Annotated in this window: 16 protein-coding genes; 7 read left to right on the plus strand and 9 right to left on the minus strand. The window is 64.5% G+C overall.

What is annotated here, in order from left to right:
- Positions 1-11: 11 nt before the first annotated feature.
- The 3 genes from sufC to ACVISU_RS02735 all read right to left on the minus strand — a co-directional run bounded on the left by sufC (position 12) and on the right by ACVISU_RS02735 (position 3,575).
- Positions 12-764, minus strand: a complete 753-nt coding sequence (gene sufC / locus ACVISU_RS02725; protein ID WP_456705933.1) for a Fe-S cluster assembly ATPase SufC — start codon at positions 762-764, stop codon at positions 12-14.
- A 58-nt stretch (positions 765-822) separates the two neighbouring features.
- A complete protein-coding gene (gene sufB / locus ACVISU_RS02730) occupies positions 823-2,319 on the minus strand; it encodes a Fe-S cluster assembly protein SufB (protein WP_456705934.1) in 1,497 nt (498 codons plus the stop codon).
- A gap of 98 nt (positions 2,320-2,417) precedes the next feature.
- A complete protein-coding gene (locus ACVISU_RS02735; RefSeq protein ID WP_456705935.1) occupies positions 2,418-3,575 on the minus strand; it encodes a cysteine desulfurase family protein in 1,158 nt (385 codons plus the stop codon).
- Positions 3,576-4,018: 443 nt separating this feature from the next.
- Between ACVISU_RS02735 and ACVISU_RS02740 the strand changes: the two genes are divergently transcribed.
- Positions 4,019-4,666 (plus strand): alpha/beta hydrolase, encoded by a 648-nt coding sequence (locus tag ACVISU_RS02740; RefSeq protein WP_016843213.1) that lies wholly within the window; start codon positions 4,019-4,021, stop codon positions 4,664-4,666.
- Positions 4,667-4,776: 110 nt separating this feature from the next.
- Here ACVISU_RS02740 and ACVISU_RS02745 read toward each other — a convergent pair whose 3' ends face one another.
- From ACVISU_RS02745 to ACVISU_RS02755, 3 genes are all read right to left on the minus strand, one after another.
- Complete coding sequence (locus ACVISU_RS02745) at positions 4,777-5,106, minus strand: DMT family transporter (protein WP_342722190.1); 330 nt, start codon at positions 5,104-5,106, stop codon at positions 4,777-4,779.
- A 3-nt stretch (positions 5,107-5,109) separates the two neighbouring features.
- Positions 5,110-5,787: a glutathione S-transferase family protein gene (locus ACVISU_RS02750; RefSeq protein ID WP_456705936.1), complete on the minus strand. Its 678-nt coding sequence runs from the start codon at positions 5,785-5,787 to the stop codon at positions 5,110-5,112.
- A gap of 83 nt (positions 5,788-5,870) precedes the next feature.
- Entirely contained in the window at positions 5,871-6,974 is a 1,104-nt protein-coding gene (locus ACVISU_RS02755) for an anhydro-N-acetylmuramic acid kinase (RefSeq protein WP_456705937.1), read from the minus strand.
- Between the two features lie 151 nt (positions 6,975-7,125).
- Here ACVISU_RS02755 and tyrS point away from each other — a divergent pair, with 151 nt between their 5' ends.
- The 4 genes from tyrS to ACVISU_RS02775 all read left to right on the plus strand — a co-directional run bounded on the left by tyrS (position 7,126) and on the right by ACVISU_RS02775 (position 11,152).
- Entirely contained in the window at positions 7,126-8,379 is a 1,254-nt protein-coding gene (tyrS, locus tag ACVISU_RS02760) for a tyrosine--tRNA ligase (RefSeq protein WP_456705938.1), read from the plus strand.
- 57 nt (positions 8,380-8,436) lie between these two features.
- Entirely contained in the window at positions 8,437-9,684 is a 1,248-nt protein-coding gene (locus tag ACVISU_RS02765; RefSeq protein WP_456705939.1) for an MFS transporter, read from the plus strand.
- Positions 9,685-9,856: 172 nt separating this feature from the next.
- On the plus strand, positions 9,857-10,591 hold the full coding sequence (locus ACVISU_RS02770) for a helix-turn-helix domain-containing protein (RefSeq protein ID WP_456705940.1): 735 nt from the start codon (positions 9,857-9,859) through the stop codon (positions 10,589-10,591).
- Between the two features lie 144 nt (positions 10,592-10,735).
- A complete protein-coding gene (locus tag ACVISU_RS02775) occupies positions 10,736-11,152 on the plus strand; it encodes an ester cyclase (RefSeq protein ID WP_456705941.1) in 417 nt (138 codons plus the stop codon).
- A gap of 91 nt (positions 11,153-11,243) precedes the next feature.
- Here the strand turns inward: ACVISU_RS02775 and ACVISU_RS02780 are convergent, their stop codons facing one another.
- Positions 11,244-12,998: a hypothetical protein gene (locus ACVISU_RS02780; RefSeq protein ID WP_456705942.1), complete on the minus strand. Its 1,755-nt coding sequence runs from the start codon at positions 12,996-12,998 to the stop codon at positions 11,244-11,246.
- A gap of 224 nt (positions 12,999-13,222) precedes the next feature.
- Complete coding sequence (locus ACVISU_RS02785) at positions 13,223-16,921, minus strand: YhdP family protein (protein WP_456705943.1); 3,699 nt, start codon at positions 16,919-16,921, stop codon at positions 13,223-13,225.
- A gap of 242 nt (positions 16,922-17,163) precedes the next feature.
- Here ACVISU_RS02785 and ACVISU_RS02790 point away from each other — a divergent pair, with 242 nt between their 5' ends.
- Together ACVISU_RS02790 and ACVISU_RS02795 are read left to right on the plus strand one after the other, a co-directional pair.
- Complete coding sequence (locus ACVISU_RS02790) at positions 17,164-17,877, plus strand: peroxiredoxin (RefSeq protein WP_456710741.1); 714 nt, start codon at positions 17,164-17,166, stop codon at positions 17,875-17,877.
- A gap of 99 nt (positions 17,878-17,976) precedes the next feature.
- The gene (locus ACVISU_RS02795) at positions 17,977-19,323 is read left to right on the plus strand and encodes a peptidoglycan DD-metalloendopeptidase family protein (RefSeq protein ID WP_456705944.1); all 1,347 of its coding nucleotides are present in this window, start codon (positions 17,977-17,979) and stop codon (positions 19,321-19,323) included.
- Between the two features lie 224 nt (positions 19,324-19,547).
- Here the strand turns inward: ACVISU_RS02795 and ACVISU_RS02800 are convergent, their stop codons facing one another.
- Entirely contained in the window at positions 19,548-20,783 is a 1,236-nt protein-coding gene (locus ACVISU_RS02800; RefSeq protein ID WP_456705945.1) for an ABC transporter substrate-binding protein, read from the minus strand.
- Between the last annotated feature and the right edge of the window lie 128 nt (positions 20,784-20,911).

A 20,911-nucleotide genomic window follows, 5' to 3' on the forward strand; every position in this document is an offset into this window, starting at 1 on the left:
ACCCGTATTTGTCAGGCAGCGTCTTCGAACTGCGCGTAGCCGGACTCTTCCAGCTCCAGCGCCAGTTCCTTGCCGCCGCTCTTCACCACCCGGCCCTTCGACATCACGTGCACGACGTCGGGCACGATGTAGTTGAGCAGCCGCTGATAGTGGGTGATGACGACCATCGCGCGCTCCGGGGAGCGCAGCGCGTTGACGCCGTCGGCTGCGATCCGCAGCGCGTCGATGTCGAGGCCGGAATCCATTTCGTCGAGGATGCAGACGGCCGGCTCGAACAGCGCCATCTGCAGAATCTCGTTGCGCTTCTTCTCGCCGCCGGAGAAGCCGACATTGACGCCGCGCTTCAGCATGTCCTGCGGAATGTTGAGCGACTTGGCGACCTCGCGGACCCTCTTCAGGAAGGCCGGCGATGAGATCTCGTCCTCGCCGCGCGCCTTGCGCTGGGCGTTGAGCGCGGCATGCAGGAAGTTCCAGGTGGTGACGCCGGGGATTTCCACCGGATACTGGAACGCCAGGAACACGCCCTTGGCGGCGCGCTCGTTGGGATCCATCTCCAGGAGGTCCTCGCCCCTGAACAGGATCTGGCCGCCGGTGACTTCATAGCCGGGCTTGCCGGCGATCACGTGGGAGAGCGTCGACTTGCCGGAGCCGTTCGGCCCCATGATCGCGTGGACCTCGCCCGGGTTCACGTTAAGCGACAGCCCGTGGAGGATCTCACGCTCCTCGACACGAACCTGCAGATCTTTCACTTCAAGTAGAGACATCTGATTTTTCCTGAGCATCACCCCGGGGCGCGTCGGCCGCGCCCTCAAGCGGGATGGATTAGCCAACCGAACCTTCAAGGCTGATCGAGATCAGCTTCTGCGCTTCCACCGCGAACTCCATCGGCAGTTGCTGCAACACGTCCTTCACGAAGCCGTTGACGACGAGGCCGACGGCTTCTTCCTGCGAGAGCCCGCGCTGGATGCAGTAGAACAGCACGTCCTCGGAAATCTTCGACGTCGTCGCTTCGTGCTCGAACGTCGCCGAGGAATTCTTGGCCTCGACATAGGGCACGGTGTGTGCGCCGCATTTGTCGCCGATCAGGAGCGAGTCGCAGGCGGTGTAGTTGCGCGCGCCGGTCGCCTTGCGATGCGCGCTGACCAAGCCGCGATAGGTGTTCTGCGACTTGCCCGCGGCGATGCCCTTGGAGATGATCCGGCTCGACGTGTTCTTGCCGAGGTGGATCATCTTGGTGCCGCTATCGACCTGCTGGAAGCCGTTCGAGATCGCGATCGAGTAGAACTCGCCGCTCGAATTGTCGCCGCGCAGGATGCAGCTCGGATATTTCCAGGTGATCGCCGACCCGGTCTCGACCTGGGTCCAGGAGATCTTGGAATTCTTGCCGCGGCAGTCGCCACGCTTGGTGACGAAATTGTAGATGCCGCCCTTACCTTCCGAATTGCCGGGGTACCAGTTCTGCACCGTGGAATATTTGATCTCGGCGTCATCGAGCGTGACGAGCTCGACCACCGCGGCGTGCAGCTGGTTCTCGTCGCGCTGCGGCGCGGTGCAGCCTTCGAGATAGGAGACGTAGGAGCCCTTGTCGGCGATGATCAGCGTGCGCTCGAACTGGCCGGTGTTGCGCTCGTTGATGCGGAAATAGGTCGAGAGCTCCATCGGGCAGCGCACGCCCGGCGGCACGTAGACGAACGAGCCGTCGGAGAACACCGCCGAGTTGAGCGTCGCGAAGTAATTGTCCGAGGTCGGCACCACGGTGCCGAGATATTTTTGCACCAGCTCCGGATGCTCGCGGATCGCCTCCGAGATCGGCATGAAGATCACACCGGCGGCCTTCAGCTCCTTCTGGAAGGTGGTGGCGACCGAAACCGAATCGAACACGGCATCGACCGCGATCTTGCGGTTGGCCGACGCCGGTCCGCCGGGCGGCGGCTCGACGCCTTCGAGGATCGCGACCTCGCGCAGGGGAATGCCGAGCTTCTCGTAGGTCTTGAGGATTTCCGGATCGATCTCGTCAATCGAGGATAGCGTCTTCTTCGGCTTCGGCGCCGCGTAATAATAGACGTCCTGGTAGTCGATCTTCGGATAGTCGACGCGCGCCCAGGTCGGCTCGGTCATGGTCAGCCAGCGGCGATACGCCTCAAGGCGCCATTCCAGCATCCACGCCGGTTCGTTCTTCTTTGCCGAGATGAAGCGGACGGTGTCTTCCGACAGCCCCTTCGGGGCCTTGTCGGACTCGATCTGCGTCTCAAACCCATATCGATACTGGTCGACGTCGATGCGCCGGACGCGCTCGACCGTCTCTTGTACAGCAGGCATTCAATCCTCCGCTCGCGGTTTCAAGGACCGCGGTGGATCTCAAGTTCAGAAAAATCGCTTACGATGCTTTGAACACGAAATCACTGGCTTAGAACAGTTCAAGCTGTGTTTCGTCGTTCCCCATTAACTAGGGTATCGGCGAGCTTTCGCCAAGCCTTGAGGGTGAAATCCACGTCTGTCTCGGTGGTAGACCAGCCAAGACTGAGCCGCACCGCTCCCTGCAACACCTCCGAACGGTATCCCATTGCCTCCAGCACATGAGAGGGCTGCACCTTGCCCGACGAGCAGGCGGAACCGGAGGACACCGCGACCCCTGCCAGGTCGAAGCCGATCACCGCCGTTTCGGCCCTCATGCCCGGCGCGGTGAATAAAACGGTATTTGGCAACCGTTTCACATCATCGGAAAAGACCACGACGTCCGGCGTCTGCCGCAGTCCATGTTCGAGCCGGTCGCGCAGCTCCCTGACCCGGGCGGCGTCGGCCTTTAGCGCCGCCATCGCGGCCTTCGCAGCCGCGCCAAAGCCGGCAATCCCGGCGACGTTCTCGGTCCCTGCCCGCCGCCCGAGCTCCTGCCCGCCGCCACGCAACAACGCTTCCAGTCCTTCAACGCCTTCAGCAAGCACCAATGCGCCTACGCCCTTCGGTCCACCGATCTTGTGCGCCGACAGCGTCACCAGATCGGCCTGCGTCGAAGCGAGATCGAACGGGATCTTGCCGAACGCCTGGATCGCATCGACATGCAGCAGGCCGCCGGCCGCGTGAACGATCCCGGCGACGTCGGCCACCGGCTGGATGGCGCCGGTCTCGTTGTTCGCCAGCATCACCGAGACCAGCGCGGTCGCGCCATCCGCCAGCAGCGCACGCAGATGATCGAGATCGATCACGCCGGCGCGCGTGACATTGATCGCGAAGGTCGCCGCGCGCGCAAACCGTCCGCCCGCGAGGACCGACGCATGCTCGATCGCGGACACCAACAGCCGCCCGACCGGCGCGCCGGCGCCTCGGCGCAATCCCGGCGTCAATGCGAGCGCATTGGCTTCCGTCCCGCCGGAGAGAAACACGACGTCCTGGGGCCGGCCGCCGACCGCCTTCGCCACCGCACCGCGGGCATCCTCGACCAGCCGGCGCGCGCGGCGTCCCTCGCTGTGCACCGAGGACGGGTTGCCGCTCAACTCCCACGCCGTAGCCATCGCCGCCTTCGCTTCCTGGCGAAGCGGCGTGGTGGCGTTCCAGTCGAGATAGACGCGATCGGCCATCGAGCTTGTCCGCAGCAACCACCGTGGTTGCGTCCTCCACCGCGAGATAACGACAGCCGGGCACCGAGACCAGATCAGAGTCACCAATGCGGGAGATTTTTCACCGGACGTCCCGCCGTGTTGCCGGGCAAGACATTCGTCTGCGTGCAAAGCGCGATGGCAACATGACAAACCAAAGCTTCAGGCAGCCAACGAACAATTCGACGTCCTGGCCCGGATCGCCGGCGGCCCGCGGCGCCGAGCGGGTTAGCCTCTGCCAAGCGGCACAATTTCCTTGATTTTTGCCCCTTGCGTCATGCTAGAAGGCCCTCCAGCGTGCCGCCCGGCGGCGCCTGCGCCCGATTTCAACACGAGCCGCTCTGCTCGCGCCCGTCGCCGAAGATGGCTCCAACCGGTTGATTGATCGACGTCAATCAAGGGAACGCGTCAATCAAGGGAACACAATGCCTGAAGTCATTTTCACCGGCCCTGCTGGCCGTCTCGAAGGCCGCTACCACCCGGCCAAGCAGAAGAACGCGCCGATTGCGATGATCCTGCATCCGCATCCGCAGTTCCACGGCACGATGAACCACCAGATCGTCTACCAGTGCTACTACGCGTTCGCGCATCGCGGCTTCTCGGTGCTGCGCTTCAACTTCCGTGGCGTCGGCCGCAGCCAGGGCTCGTTCGATCACGGCACCGGCGAATTGTCCGACGCGGCGAGCGCGCTCGACTGGGCGCAGGCGATCAATCCCGAGGCGCGCGCCTGCTGGGTCGCGGGCTTCTCGTTCGGCGCATGGATCGGCATGCAGCTCCTGATGCGCCGGCCCGAAGTCGAGGGCTTCATCTCGATCGCACCGCCGGCCAATCTCTACGATTTCTCGTTCCTCGCGCCCTGCCCGTCGTCGGGCCTGATCGTGCATGGCGACAAGGACGCTGTGGTGCCGCCCAAGGACGTCAACACGCTGGTCGAGAAGCTGAAGACGCAGAAGGGCATCGTGATCGACCAGCAGGTCATCCCCGGCGCCAACCATTTCTTCGACGGCAAGCTCGAGCCGCTGATGGAGACGGTGACCGGCTATCTCGACATGCGCCTCGCCAACGTGCGGTGACGCTACCGCTCTTGTAGCCCGGATGGAGCGCAGCGAAATCCGGGACCATCCTCACTTGTGGCACGACTGATCCCGGATTGCGCTTCGCTTCATCCGGGCTACGACGCCACTTACTCCGGCGCAAACTTCAGCGCGGCAATGCCGACCAAGACCAGCGCGATCCCGGCCACCTTCATCGGGTTCAACGCCTCGTTGAACAGCAGCACGCCCATGGTCAGCGTGCCGACCGCGCCGATGCCGGTCCATACCGTGTAGGCGACACCGACACCGAGTACCTGCAACGCGCGCCCGAGCAGGAACACGAACGCGGCGAGCAGCGCCAGCGAGACCAGCGTCCAGCCCAGGCGCGTATAGCCTTCGGCATATTTCATCGAGATCGCCCAGCCGACGTCGAGCAGACCGGCAACGACCAGCGCGATCCAGGCAATGGAGTGCGACATGGCTTACGCGGCAAGCTTCAGCATGTGCGCGCGGTGGCCGACCAGGAACGCGTGCAGCAGCGCGGGATAATCAGGAGAGACCGCGCTGCGTACGCTCGGCCTCTGGGCCAGCGCGCTGCGCCAGGCGCGCAGCTTCGGCGTGTGGGTGAACACCGCGAGATCGGTCAGCTGGTCGAACAGATCGAAATAGCGGAAGACCGGCGCGAACACCGCATCCACCAGACTGAAGTTCTCTCCGGCAAAGAACGGACCCGCGCCGAGCGCCACCTCGACGCGCGCGAACTTTGCGGCCACCGCCTGCCGCTTGCTCTCAAAGGTCGCGGCATCGGTCGCAGTCTCGAGCCCCCAGAGGTCGCCGAGAATGGCGGAGCCGAATTCCATCCAGGCGCGATGCTCGGCGCGCGTCAGCGCATGCTCCGGATGCAGCTTGGCGCCGGCTTGTGTCTCCTCGATGTATTCGCAGATCACGTTGCTCTCGAACAGCGCGACTTCCCTGCCGTCGTCGCCGGTCACGACCAGCACTGGCACCTTGCCGAGCGGCGAGATCTTGAGGAACCAGTCCGGCTTGTCGGCGAGATCGATGTCGATCCGCTCGAACGGTACGCCCTTCTCGCGCAGCGCGATCACCGCGCGCTGCACATAGGGACAGAGCTTGTGGCTGATCAGCTTCAGGGCGGCCATGGACGAACCTCGCGTTCAATGCATCTGCATCCAACTAAATGCAGCGGCATAGAACTGTCAAGGTAGATGCATTTGCATCTAAATCACGGTCGCGCGATGATGCCCCCGGTCATCGGGATCGGCACCCCCGTGGTGGCCGGGTAGCTCAGCGGCAGCCCCTTCATGCCGCGCGCGGCGAGGAAGCCGAACGCCTGCGCCTCGATCGCGTCCGCCGCCCAGCCGAGCGCCTCGGCGGGCTCGACGGTTGCCGGCGCCAGGCGCTCGCGCAGCATCCGCAGCATCGTGAGGTTGGAGGCGCCGCCGCCGCAGATGATCCAACTCTTCGGCCGCTTCGGCAGCAGCGGCACGATGCGGGCGATCGCCGCGGCGGTGAACGCGGTCAGCGTGGCCGCGCCATCGGCCGGCGCCACGGCGCCGAGCTTGAGGCCGGCGAAGTCGTTGCGGTCGAGCGATTTCGGCGGCGGAGCCGAGAAGAACGGCAGCTTCAGCGCGTCGGCAATCCAGGCCTCGTCAGGCCTGCCCAGCGCGGCGAACTTGCCCGCGGTGTCGAACGGCTGATGCATCTGACGGAACATGAAGTCGTCGAGCAGCGCGTTGCCGGGCCCGGTGTCGCAGGCGATCAGCGTGTCGGTTCCGTCGATATAGGTGATGTTGGAGACGCCGCCGATATTCACCACGACGGTCGGCCCCTCGCGGTTCAGCGATTGCACCAGCGCGCGGTGGTAGACCGGCACAAGCGGCGCACCCTGCCCGCCGGCTTCGACGTCGGCGGCACGGAAATCATGCATCACCGGAATGTGGATCGCCCTGGCGAGCGCCAGGGCGTCGCCGATCTGCACCGTCAACTTCCGCTCCGGGCGATGCAGCACGGTCTGACCATGGAACCCGACGATGTCGATGTCCTGGGCGGAGATCCGGGTCTGCGCCGTGAAGCTGGCGACCGCCTCGGCATGGGCGGTCGTGACGGCCTGCTCGGCCTGCCGCAAGATACCCGGCCGTGCATCGCGCTGCGACAGATGAGCGGCCTCGGTCAGCGCCTGGCGCAGCAGGCTGCGCTCGCTTTCGGTATAGGGGCGATAGCCCGTAGGTCCGAAGGTCTTGATCTGGCGGCCGTCGGTCTCGATCAGTGCCACGTCGACCCCGTCGAGCGAGGTGCCGCTCATCAGACCGAGTGCCGTTAACATCATCGTGGAAGCGCCCCAGCCGGGAACCCCCGGCTTGTCTCAAACAAGTACATCCTATAATGCCACTGCGCGTCTGCCTGCGGCAGCCCGAGCATCAAGGTTCCGCAAATAGATGCAAAAACCGTAAAACAAGAATGATCTGGCTCGCCGACAAATGACTGCATTTAAATCGGATTTCCTGAACACTCTACAGGAACGCGGCTTCGTCCACCAGTGCTCCGATTTCGAGGGCCTCGACGCGCTTGCCGCGAAGGGCGAGGCAACCGCCTATGTCGGCTATGACTGCACCGCGCCATCGCTGCACATCGGCAACTTCCTCACCATGATGATGCTGTACTGGCTGCAACAGAGCGGCAACAAGCCGATAACATTGATGGGCGGCGGCACCACGATGGTCGGCGACCCCTCCGGCAAGGACGAGACGCGCGCGATGCGCACCGTCGCGGAGATTGAATCCAACAAGGCGAGCATCCGCGGCGTGTTCGCCAAGGTGCTGCGCTATGGCAATGGGCCCTCCGACGCCATCATGCTCGACAACGCCGAGTGGCTGACCAAATTGAACTGGATCGAGATGCTGCGCGACATCGGCCGGCACTTCTCGGTCAATCGCATGCTGACGATGGACTCGGTGCGGCTCCGGCTCGAACGCGAGCAGGAGATGAGCTTCATCGAGTTCAACTACATGGTCTGCCAGGCCTACGACTTCGTCGAGCTGTCCCGCCGCGCCGGCTGCCGGCTGCAGATGGGCGGCTCCGACCAGTGGGGCAACATCGTCAACGGCGTCGATCTCGGCCGCCGCATGGGCACGCCGCAACTGTTCGCGCTGACCACGCCGCTGCTCACCACCGCTTCCGGCGACAAGATGGGCAAGACCGCCAAGGGCGCGGTCTGGCTCAATGCCGACCAGTTCTCGCCGTACGATTTCTGGCAGTACTGGCGCAATACCGAGGACGCCGACGTCGTCAAGTTCCTCAAGCTGTTCACCATCCTGCCGATGAGCGAGATCAACAAGCTCGCGGCGCTCGGTGGCAGCGAGATCAACGAAGCCAAGAAGGTGCTGGCGACCGAAGCGACCGCCCTGCTCCACGGCCGCGATGCCGCCAATGAAGCCGCCGAGACCGCGCGCCGTACCTTCGAGGAAGGCGCGCTGGCCGAAACCTTGCCGACGGTGGAAATTCCGCGCGGCGAATTTGAAGCCGGCGTCGGCGTGCTCGCCGCCTTCGTCAAGGCCGAGCTGGTCGCGTCCAACGGCGAAGCGCGGCGGCAGATCAAGGGCGGCGGCCTGCGCGTCAACGACGCTGCCGTTACCGATGAGAAGATGGTCCTGACGCCGGCCAATCTGACGCCGGAAGGCGTCGTCAAGCTGTCGCTCGGCAAGAAGCGCCACGTCTTGCTGAAGCCTGCATAGGCGCATTCGCATTTGTCGGTTGTAGGGAGTGCGGAAAGCGCGCTCCCTGCTTCCCAAATGGACCAGACCACGACTCCGAACGACACACTTTCCGCGCCTGCGAAGCAGTCCCGCGTCGCGCTGAACGTGCTTGCGCTCTGCTTCGTGCTGTCGGTGCTCGGGCGCGGCTTCAGCGACAGCTTCACGGTGTTCCTGAAGCCGATCTCGGAAACTTTCGGCTGGGATCGCGCCTCCGTCGTGTCGGTCTATTCGCTGACCTGGCTCGCCAGCGGCCTGACTGCGCCGCTGGTCGGGCGGCTGTTCGATCGCTCGGGCCCGCGCGTGGTCTATGCGCTCGGTCTGTCGCTGCTCGGTTGCGCGTTTCTCGTCGCATCGCGCGCGCAAGCGCTGTGGCAATTCCAGCTCAGCGTCGGCCTCTGCATCGGCTTCGGCACCGCGCTGATCGGCAACGTCTCGAACTCGATCCTGCTCGGCCGCTGGTTCGGCCCAAAGCTGCCGACGGCGATGGCCGTGATGTATTCGGCGACCGGCGCCGGCCTGCTTTTGCTGCTGCCGCTGTCGCAAGTCTTGATCGACCGGATCGGCTGGCGCGAGGCCTACCAGGTGTTCGGCGTCAGTGCGCTCTGCCTGCTTGTTCCGCTCGTGTTCCTGCCGTGGCGGTTGCTCGCGGGCGGATCGCCGCACATCGTGAAGAAGGCTGAGACCGGCTTGATCGATGAAGGCTGGACGTTGCTGAGCGCGATGCGCCACCACGCCTTCTGGGCGCTGTTCTCGACCTTCTTCTTCACGGCGATCGCGATGTATGCGCTGACGGCCCAGATCGTCGCCTACCTGATCGATGTCGGCTTCCCGCCGCTGCAGGCCGCCACCGCCTGGGGCTTCTCCGGGGTCGCGCTGTTCGTCGGCATGCTCGGCGTGTCGACCCTCGATGGCATCATCGGCCGCCGGCCCTCGGTGCTGTTCAGCTACGGCGTCTCGATCCTCGGCATCATCCTGCTCTGGCTGTTGCAGTGGTATCCGAACTACGGGCTCTTGACCGGCTTCATCATCTGCTTCGGCAGCATGATCGGCTCGCGCGGCCCGCTGATCACCGCGACCGCGCTGAAGATCTTCCGCGGCGAGCGCGTCGGCACGATCTACGGCACCATCATGATCGGCAGCGGTCTCGGATCGGGGCTCGGGTCATGGAGCGGTGGCCTGATCCATGACTGGACCCACAGCTACAATCCGCTGATCGCCTTCGCGCTCGTCAACGTCGTGCTCGGCCTGATCCCGTTCCTGGTGGTGCCGGCGCTGCGGCGCTAGCGCTGCGTTCGGAGCATACGCAGCAGATTGCACTCAGCGCCAAGCAGACGGATATTGTTGCAACCGCCGGCCCGATCTAGGCTTCCGCAGCCGAGGTCCTCGAATGGATATCAAGCGAGCGCTCCCCCACCCAGAACTTCGCGGCGTTCTGCGCTCGTTCGAGGAAAGGCGCATGGACCTTGGGAGCGCCGTGCTGGCCTGGCCGGTCGCCGCGCGGCCGCATCAGATCCTCGATATCCATTTGGCTGAACCATATCGCGTGTGCATCGACGGCGGCAGGGCCAGTCCGACGGCGGACGTCGGACTGGTCGGACCACAAACCTATCGCCGCGCCCATGTTTGCCTGTCGGGCTCGGTGCATGTCTTCAACATCCTCTTTCAACCGACCGGCCTCAACCGGTTGGTCGGGATCGACATGACCACCTTGGTCAACCAGGACCCGGCGGCCTCCGACGTTCTCGGCCGATCCGCCACGTTGCTGGGTGATGCCGTGCGCAGGGCGCCAGACTTCGATCTGCGTGTCGCTGCGGTCGAACGCTGGGTCGAGGCCATGCTCGAGACGCGCGGTCCCGACTGCGCGATCGCCGCCGCGGCGCGCCGGATGATCGCCGTCCGGGGGCGCACGCGGATCGAGGACCTCGTTGCAAAGTCCGGCTTCAGCACCAGCCAGTTCCAGCGTCGCTTTGCGGCGCAGGTTGGAATAACGCCAAAGCTGTTTGCGCGCACGATCCGGTTCGACCGGGCATTGGTCGCCCGTCGTGACGCCCCGAACCGGTCTTGGACCGACATCGCCCACGAACTCGGCTATTTCGACCAGGCCCATTTCATCCGCGACTGCCACGCCTTCGCCGGCTTGCCGCCAAGCAGCCTGATCGGCGAGTGGGACAACATTTTTTTCCCCGCTTGATGACCAAAATCTACAAGCGCTGTCGCAAGCGCTTCCCGCATGGTCCGGCTTCGCAGGGAGGCGAGCATGGCGGTGAGAATGACGCGGCGCGAGTTCGGCGGCGTCGTGATCGGAATCGCGATCGCCGGCCCGGGAGCCGGAGCCATGAACATGTCGACCAATCTGGAGCGCTTCAAAGCCATCGTCGAACGCGGATTTTCTCAGGGTGATCTGACGGTCGCAGACGAAATCTGCGCCGAAACGCTGATCGAGCACGAGTATCTGTCGAAGACCGATATTCCGGGCCCGCAGATCCTGAAAGCGCAGATCGCAGATGCGCGGCGCAGCATCAGGGACTTGAAGCTCACGATCGAGGCGATCTTGGAAACGCGCGATACGGTGTGGGCGCGAAGCAAGGCAACGGGCGTCGACCCGCACTCGGGAAAGCCGGTTGCCATCGATGTCATCGACATCTGTCGATTTGCCGACGGCAGGCTCGTCGAGCACTGGGGCGTGCCCGACCGGTTTGCGCTGCTTCATCAGATCGGGGCACTACCGCCTCCGCCGCAAGGCCGGCCCTAGCGGGAGGCCGACACGGCACAATGATCTGGCTGGCCGACAGCCCCTCCCCACAGGTACGTGGGGAGAGGCCGAAGGCTACGACGTCTTTCGCTCAGTCGATATCGTGGCAGTCGTCGCCACGATGGTCATGGCCGCAGGAGCCGTGGTCGTGGGCTTCCTCCCGGCCATCGCCGGTGCCCGGCGTGAACGACACGCCGCGCAGCGCCTCGCCGGAGTTCGCAGTCCGCAGCGTGACGAAACGCTCGCCGGCCGGCAGCGTCGTCGCGGAAAGCGTGTCCGTGATCATCACGAGCTTGTTCGGATCGGCACCCTGGTCGCCGCTGCCGCTCACCGTGGAGGTGATCGCCCAGATCGACACGCTGCCGTCGCGATTGACCCGGCCGGTGATGTTGCGCAGGCCATCGGTCGCCGGCGACCACGGCTTGCCGGTCGCGGCGTTGTTGCCGGTCGGATAGCCCTGCACCGTGTAGGGCACACCGAGGTCAAGTCCCGCCTGCAAGGTGTAGGCCTGCTTCCAGGCGCCGGCCTTGCTGTCGAACACCCACTTCTGCAATCCGGCCGTGGTCTGCGCCTTGGCGGCGGTGTAGCTGTTCGATGTCGGATCGAATGTCGCGGTGCCGTTGCCTTCGTCGGCGACGTAGAGCGTATTGGCGTCGGCGAACCAGATGCCGAACGGGAACGAAGTCGTGCTCTTGAGCGCCGTCGGGAAGCCGCTCAGCACGCACATGTTGTAGGGCGTGACGCCCTGCGTCGCCAACTTCGAGCCATCGAAGAAGATCTGCGTCGTCGGCAGCGATGCAGACGCGGCCGGCACGCCCACGCCGTTCGGGCACGCCTTCGGGTTGCCGTTGGCGGCGTTGCCGGTGGTGTCGATGAAGTAGACGGTGTTGATGCCGTTACCGCCGCTGCCCTTGGTCGTGTAGATCACGTTGTTGAACACGGTGAGGCCGCGGAAGTTGGTGTCCTTGCCGATCTTGTCGGCCTTCTGGCCGAGCTCGGTGATGTTGAAGCTGCCGAGCGGGAACGGACCGCCGGGATCCGGCTGCCGGGCGAGCGGCGCGTCGGCCTCTCGCGCGATCTGCATGCCGGCGCCGGTGATGACTCCGGCCGGCTGCGGATTGCCGCCATTGCCCGCATTGCCGGCAGTGTAGAACACACCGGCGCCGTGCCGATCGTTGAACACCGCGGCGCGGCCGTTGTTGCCGCTATAGCCGTTCACCTTAGTGAAGTGGAAGCGACCGTTCTCGTCGACTTCGGCGACCAGGCGATAGTAGGTGCCGGGCACCGGATTGGTCGGATCGATGACATCAGGCGTGTTGGAGTTCGACACGTCGATGGTGCCGATCGGCGCGAGATAACCCATGAAGGTCACGCTGCGGTGATCCAGCGACAGATTGAGCGCCAGCTCGGATTTCGACGAGAAGCTGGTGACCATCTGGTCCTTGTTCGGGGAGATGCCGCGCTGGGTGCTGTTCGGCACTTCGAGCGACTGCACGTGCCTGCCGTCGAGACGCAGCTCGTCGAGCAGGATCTTCGCGGTCAGGCCGAACGAGCTGTCGACGCCGTCGTTGTTGAACACCGTCGGATAGGTGCCATCGGCCGTTGCGGTCACGCAATTGGGCGACACGCAATTCGGCGGCAACTGCGTCACGCCGGGCGTGATGGTGACGGCGTTGTTGACGAACACCGCACGGCTCAACAACAGATGACCCGGCCGGAAATGAACGTCGTCGCCGTCGGCGTGCGCAAGACTGCTGGCGAGCGCCGTGGAGGCCAGCAGCGTCAACGCAAAAACCGGCCGAGACAGCGGAAGCCCCACAGGCGGGCGCAATCCTTTGGCGATCATTGCTTTTCTCCCAATGTAAGATTTTCTCAGAAAACGAGGGGGGCGTAGCCACCCGCCATGTCGGCGGCCGGCGCGCGCAATCTGCGGGCGGACTGTTACGGGCGTGCGACAATCGACCGCATGTCCACTGCGGCGTCACGCTCGTCACGATGGATGATCAGTCGGTTATGCCCGGCAATTCCGTCCCGGGCCCTCGGCCGCGGCCGAGGGAATGTGCCGACGCGCTAATTGTTCGTCGTCGGCAGGTCGTTCGGGCCGTACTGCTTGAACTCGAAGATTTTTCGCGTCAGGCCGGGCGCCAGCGCCGAGATCGGGTTGACGCGCAACACCGGCTGGCTGGGCGTGCCGACCACTTCATAGGTCACGCCGATCAGGCCTTCATTGCTGCCGGCGCCGAGGAAAATTCCGAAGAACGGGATCTGGCCGAACATGTTGTTCAGCCCGTACATCGGAATGAAGGTGCCGTTCATCCGCACCTGGTTGCCGAGATAATCGATGCTGCCTTCGATGGTCGCGCCGATGCTCGGTCCCTTGACCACGCCGTTGCGGATCGAAAGCTGGCCGCTCTGGCGCGTGAACTCGGCGCGCAGCGCGTCGAACCCGATGCCGTTCTGGGTGCTGACCGGCCCGCCAGCGACGGCGCGGTCGAGCTGGGTTTCGCCCTTCACCGAGAAGCCCGTGATGTTGAGCAGTCCTTCCCGCGGGCCCGGATCGGGAATCGGCGGCTCCATCGCCAGCATGAGCTGGCCGCCGACCACCTTCGAATAGGTGTCGATGAAGCGCAGGAACGCGCCGGCGTCAGCGGTCTGCAGGTAGATCACCTCGCGCGCCTGCTGGCGCCGCAAGTCGGCGCTGACCGGGGTATCGCGGCCAACCCTGCCGCTCAGCGTGAACGTCTTGAAGTACCCGTTGCGACGCGAGACCTTGGCGTCGACGCCGCGCAGCGCCTCGCCGTTGAAGCCCGCCACCGCGCCGAGCTTCAGATCGACATCGAAATCGATGGTCTTGGCCTTGTTCTTGGGATCGCTGTCGCGGCCGGAGATCGCCGATTTCAGGAAGCCGCGGCCATCGAACACGTCGCCGCGCATCGTCACCTTGATCACGCCGTCAGGACCGCGATCGGCCCGCAGTGATGTCTTGTCGCCGTCCGACGGTGCATAGGTCGGGAAGTTCGCATTCATCAGGTCGCCGTTCTGGTCGACTTCGAGCGCCCCCTTGATCGAGACGCCGCTGCCTTCGATCGAGATATCCTCGAACCGCGTCGACTGCCCCTTCGGCACCACGTTGAAGGTCGCCTTGCCGGCCCTGCCCTGCGCCTTGACCCATCCAGGCAGGATGTTGTCGAGCTTGAGCTGGGTCAGGTCGGCCTCGACGCCCAGCTTGGTGGTCGGATTATCGCCGCTGCCGAGCTTGCCGGAGAGCTTGATCGGGATCGCGCCCGACACTGCGGGGCCGAGATCAAGCCCGAGCCGCGCGCGGCTCGCATCGTCCAGCGTCGCCTGCAGCTTGACGTCGGCATCGCCGTCGGCCGGCTTGCGGTAGTCGAGCGAGGCGGCCTGGCCGTTGATCTTGACGTCGCCCTTGACCTGGAAGCCGGCGTTGCTCGCAATCACCTTCAGCGTGTTGGCCTCGAGCTTCTGATTCATCACCAGCTTGTCGACGGCAACGCCGGAGATGTCGGCGGTGACGGAATATTGCGTGTCGGCCTTGGTCAGCCCGCCCGTCACCGGCATTCCGAGATTGATCGCGGCCGTGACGTTGCCCTTGCTGGTGCTGGGATCGATCGGCGGACCGGAGAGATCGCTGAGCCGATCGGACGCGAGGATTTCGGCGGCGGCCGGCACCGGACAGTCGACCCGGAACCTGACCTTCGACGGCGACGGCTTCGGCGCCATGTCCGGCACCTCGAAGGTGAAATCCGACAGGGTGATCTTGCGGCCGGCCGGCGTATCGGCAACGCCCTGGTTGATCGTTACGGTCGCCGTGCGGCCTGTCACCCTGGCCTTCAGATCCGCATCATGCACCGCGGGCATCTTGTCCACCGGGCGTACCGTGACACCCGACGCGACGATGTTGACCGAGAGGCCGTCATCCGGGATCGGCGGTCCCTTGCGCGACAGATTGTGCACCGGCGAGTTGACGCCGACATCGATGCGCTGGAGCGTGCCGCGGTCAATCCGCTCGAGCACCCATTCGCGCACCTCGGGCACGACGATGATCGGCCACATCCGCTTCAGGGCGGAGGCCGACATCGGCGTGCCGGCGAAGCCGAGCTGCAACCGCGGCTCGCCCGAATAGTCGATGCTGCCGGTGCCGGCGACCCCGATCTCGCCGTTGCTGATATCGGCCTGGGTCAGCAGCACCCGCTTCTTCTCGGTGTCGAACCGGAAACCGATGTTGATGCGATTGAAGATCAGCGGCGGTTCGTCCTTGTCGGCGCCGGCCAGCACGATGGTGCCCCCGGACAGGCCCGCCTGCCAATCGGTGACATTGTCGTTCGGCGGCTCGAGATGGCCGAGCAGCGTGATGCGGTTGGCGCCCGAGACGATCTTGATCGGCGCCAGCAGCACGCGGCGGCCCGAATCCCATTCGACGCTCATCTCGGCCGAATCGACCGGCATCGGATAGTCTGGCGTGTCGGTGTCGATGATGTTGCCGGCGCCGACATTGAGCTTGCCGCGGAAATAGGTCGGCAGGCCGTCGCGGCCGAGCTCGCCCCTCATCTCGCCCGAGAGCGGCAGGTCCGCGGTGTAGGTGAGGTCCTTGGTCCTCATCGCGAGCAGGATGTTGCGGGTGGAAACCTTGTCGGCCTTGATGTCGACCGAGCGCACGCCGTTCTGCTGCGGCCCAACCAGGACACGCACCGACCAGGGCTTTGGCCCGTCCTCGCCGAAGCTGAGCGCAACGCCGCCGCCGCTCGGGCGCCGCAGACTCAGGCTGATATTCTCAAAGCTCCATTTGTTGCCGCGCTGCTGGTCGTCGACGACGAGATTGCCGTTCTTGAGGCCGATCTCGTTGAGGTTCTGACCGTCGAGGCCGGTCATGCTGAGGCTGTCGAGCCAGTCGAGGCCGGCGAGCAGCCCGCTCTGGGCCGAATCGGGGGCGGCCAACGGAGGCCCGGAGGCAACCGGCGGGGCAGTCGGCGGCTGCGGAGCTGCGGGTGCAGGCCGCGGGAATGTCGGCGGCAGCCCCGCCTCCCGTTTGGATGCGACCCCGGTGGCAAGCGGTTTTGCGGTGTCGCCGGCAGACACGGTGACGTTGCCATCGGGCGTGATGCGCACCGACAGTTCCGCATCGACCAGATTGAGGCTCTCGGCCCGCAACTGGCCCATCAGCAATGCCGTTCCGGACAAGCGCACTTCGGCTTTCGGCGCGCTGGCGACGACCGCGTGGTCGCGGTCGCGGACGATGATGTCGCGGATGCGCACCGCGATCCTGACCCGGCCGGCGCGCTCGATCTGCGTTCCGCCGACCTCGACCGTGTTGCCGTGGCCGATATTCTCCTCGATCGCCGCGGCAAGCCATGGCGTCGCCATATCCAGATTGATCGGACCGGCACCGAGCCGCCACCACAGCGCGCCGAAGCAGGTCGCGAACAACACGACCAGCACCACGAGGACCAGCCCGATGCGACGAATCCAGCGCTCGCCGTTCAGCCAGCGCTGCATGCCGGAGCAGAAGTCGGTGAAACGATGCAGGTTGGTGTTGGAACGCGCCAGCAATTGCCGCGCACGGTTGCCCGCCGCCTCATCCTGCTCGTCCCACGCGGCGGCGTCTTCCCATTGCGAGAAGTCGGTCCCGGCGCGCGGATTTGGACCCTGCGGCGACGTGTTCCTTGCCATTGCCTCTCGGTGCTGACGGCGAAGCTGATCACCGCCATCGGGGCGCCCGTCGACGACTATCGAGCGCTCCCTTGCCGGCATCGCCGCCTATCCTCGCCTAATCATGTTACTCGCCGATGGCCCCAAGAACGGACCAAAAGAACGGACCAAACCAATCAAATCGAAAGCCAATTCAGCAAGCGGACGGGTAACGCATCGAATTCCTTGTCACCATACTCCGTGGCCATCAAACTTGCCCAGCGGCCGATGCGAATCCGGCCGCTGCGAATAAGACCCGCAATACCCCAATGGTTGAGCTTCGGAAAGCGACGAAAGGAAGGCGTATGTCCAAGAAAACGCGCAAGAAATCCTCCAACACAACCGGAAAGCGGGTCGCAACAAAGGTTGCGCGCGCCGCAAGCGCAAGCACTGGGAAGTCCGCGACCAAAACCCGCACAACGGTTGCGAAGAAGGCCGCGGCCAAAGCAGCGAAGACCAAGTCCGTAGCGGGTGTTCAGGAGAAAGCCTCGCACAAGGCTGCATCGAAGCCGTTAAAGCCGAAGGCGGCCGCGACCGTGACCAAGTCGTCATCCGTTACACTCACCGAAGGCGCCCCGGCGCCCGGCTTCGACCTGCCGCGCGACGGCGGAGGCAGCGTTTCGCTGAAGGATTTTGCCGGCAAGAAGCTGGTGCTGTTCTTCTATCCCCGCGCCGACACCCCCGGCTGCACCAGGGAGGCGATCGACTTCACCCGGCTCAAGAGCGAGTTCATCGCAACAGGGGCGGAGGTGGTCGGCATTTCCGCCGATACGGTGAAGGCGCAGGAGTCATTTCGAAACAAACACCAGCTGTCCGTGCCGCTGGTCTCGGATCCTGCCCATCAGATGCTGGAGGCGTATGGTGCCTGGGGCGAAAAATCCATGTATGGCAAGACTTTCATGGGAATTATTCGCACCACGGTTCTGGTCGATTCCAGCGGAAAAGTCGCCCGCATCTGGCGCCATGTGAAGGTCGACGGCCATGCCGAAGCGGTATTGGAGGCCGCCCGCGCGCTCTGACCGGACGGTTCCGTTTCCTGAAAATTAACCATGACGGGCTCAAATCGGCCTCGCAATTAAGCCGTACGGAGCTTGGTCCGACCGGCCGCGGGAGTACCGATGTCGAGCCGGTCCGGTCATCACCAGAAACACCATCATCCTCAAGACCATGGCCGGACGCCGGCGCGCCGTCCGGTCGCCCGGCAAACGGCCGCCGTTGCCGCCTCCGGCGAGGGCTATACGTTGGTCCATGCCGGCAAGCAGGTCCGCTTTGGACCTGTAGTGTTCTGGATCGCGGTCGGCACCGTCGTCCTGCTCGGCATGTGGTCGGCGGCGACCGCGACGTACTTCGCGTTCCGTGACGACGTCCTGACCCGGCTGATCGCGCGCCAGGCCGAGATGCAATACGCCTATGAGGACCGCATCTCGGAACTCCGTGCCAAGGTCGACCGCACCACCAGCCGCCAGCTGCTCGACCAGGAACAGTTCGACCAGAAGCTCGACCAGATCATGAAGCGGCAGTCGATGCTGGAATCGCGCGCCACTGCGCTCGGCGCCATGCCTGACGTTACGACCACCGGATCGATCAAGCCGCAGGGCCGCGCCGATGCCGCGCCGTCATCCGGCACACCAAAGCCCTCCCCGATCAGCGACACCGTGATCTTCGTGGCGCCGCCGGATCGCGAGGCGCGGCTGGAATCGCGCGCGCCTTTGATCGCCAAGGCGCAGCCGAACCAGTTCGCCAAGGCCCAGGGCGTCGACAACGTTTTGGTCCGTCTGCAGACCTCGCTCGACCAGGTCGAGCGGCGCCAGGTCGCCGCGCTCTCCTCGGTCGAGGACAGCATCGAATCTCGGGTGCGCCGGATGCGCGGCGTGATCTCCGATCTCGGCCTCAACATGGCGCAGCTCGAAGCCGCAACCCCGCGCTCCGGCATGGGCGGCCCCTTCGTGCCGGTGAAGCTCGCGCCCGACGCCGGGGCGTTCGAGCGCCAACTCTACCGCATCAACATCAACCGCGCGCAGATGCAGCGCTTGAACCAGACGCTGGCGCTGGTGCCTTACCGCAAGCCCGTGGTCGGCGAGGTCGAGTTCACCAGCGGCTTCGGCGTGCGCTCCGATCCGTTCCTCGGTCGTCCGGCGATGCACACCGGGCTCGACTTCCGCGCCGCGCAGGGCGATCCGGTGCGCGTCACGGCCAACGGCAAGGTGGTGTCTGCGGGTTGGGCCGGCGGCTACGGCCGCATGGTCGAGGTCGATCACGGCAATGGGCTGTCGACGCGCTACGGCCATCTCTCCGAAATCGGCGTCAAGGTCGGTGAGTACGTCAAGATCGGCCAGGTCATTGGCGCCGTCGGCTCTACCGGCCGCTCCACCGGTCCGCATCTGCACTATGAGACCCGGATCGACGGCGAAGCCGTCGATCCGCAAAAATTCCTCCGCGCCGGCGTCCGGCTCAGCGCGGGCTAGCTCAATCTCACAACGATCGATCTGAACATCGGCGCAAGCGGCCCTGCTTGCGCCGATCGCGTTTGTGGCTCAGCGGCGGCCGCCGATCGTGCGCCAGACGGGCTGCCTCCGCCGAACCGCCGCAAGGTCCGAACGGTCCACCGCCGCTGACCGCGTAGTCGGGTCGTTGCTTCGCAGGGACGACAATGGCGGCTGGCACGAACAATCGCTTGACCGGCGAGTTCCTACCGCGTCGCATCGTGCCCGACCTCGCCGGTGATGACGTCGCCGAACAGCTCCCACGCCTCGCCGTTGAATCGCATCAATTGCATTTGCTCGATCGGGTAGTAGTCGTCGGGCGAGGTGTTGACCATGATACCGGGCAGCATCAGGTCGGAGTGAAAGTTCTTCAGGCTGGCGGCCTGCTTCATGACGTTCTCGCGCGTGAGATTGTCGCCGCATTGCTTGAGCACCTGCACCATCGCCTCCGCCTGCACATAGCCATAGACGTTGTTGAAATTGGCCTTGTCCCCCTCGGGATAGTATTTATCCATGAAGCCGCGCCACTTCACGACCGCGGGGTCCTTGTCCCAGGTTGGGTCGGTCGGATCCTTCAGGTACTGGGTCGAGATGATGCCCTTGGCATATTCGAGCCCCGCCGGCTTCAGCACCGAGGCGACCGTGGTCGCGGTATTGGCGAGGAAGAACTTCGGCTTCCAGCCGAGTTCGCCGACTTTGCGGATCGCCTGCGCCGATCCCTTCGGCGCCGCCCAGGAGAAGAAGATGTCGGCGCCGGAATCGTGCAGCGCGACGATCTGCGAATCGATCGAGGGATCGGAGACCTCGTAGGACTTGTCGGCGATGATCATGCCGGCCTTGTCGCCGAGCCCGTCCTTCAGGCCCTTGAACTGATCCTTGCCGGCGTCGTCATTCTGCCAGAACACCGCGATCTTGCTGTCGGGGAATTTGTCGCGAATGTATTTCGCATAGATCCGCCCCTCGCTCTGATAGTTGGGCTGAAAGCCCATCGTCCAGGGAAAGTTCTTGGGGTCGCCGAATTTGGTGCCGCCGGAGGCGACGAACAATTGCGGCACCTTCTTGGCATTCATGTATTTCATGATTGCCGAATTCGACGGTGTGCCGAGCGCCTGGAAGATCAAGAGCACCTCGTCGCTCTCGACCAGCTTGCGCGCCTGCTCGATCGCCTTCGGCGGCGAATAGGCGTCGTCGTAGCTGATGAAGTTGATCTTGCGGCCATTGATGCCGCCCTGCTCGTTGATCATCCTGAAGAACGCGGCTTCGGTCTTGCCGATCACGCCGTAGGACGACGCCGGGCCACTATACGGCATGATGTTGCCGATCTTGATTTCGGTATCGGTCGCGCCCGGATCGTACTTCTTCTGTGCGGTGGCCGAGGTCGTGATCAATGCGGCACTTGCGAAGGCCAGGATTGCGCCAATATATCCAGAACGAGCCGGCATCGTTTTCTCCCGATTTTTATCGTGGTTTTGACGACAAGTCTCGCAAGAGACGCATGTGCTGGCAAGCGCTGGGTTTTTCCGTTGGGCGAAACTGCATTGTTGGCTGGCGCTGTTTATGATTGAAGGTC

This window comes from Bradyrhizobium sp. USDA 4452 (genome assembly GCF_054063575.1).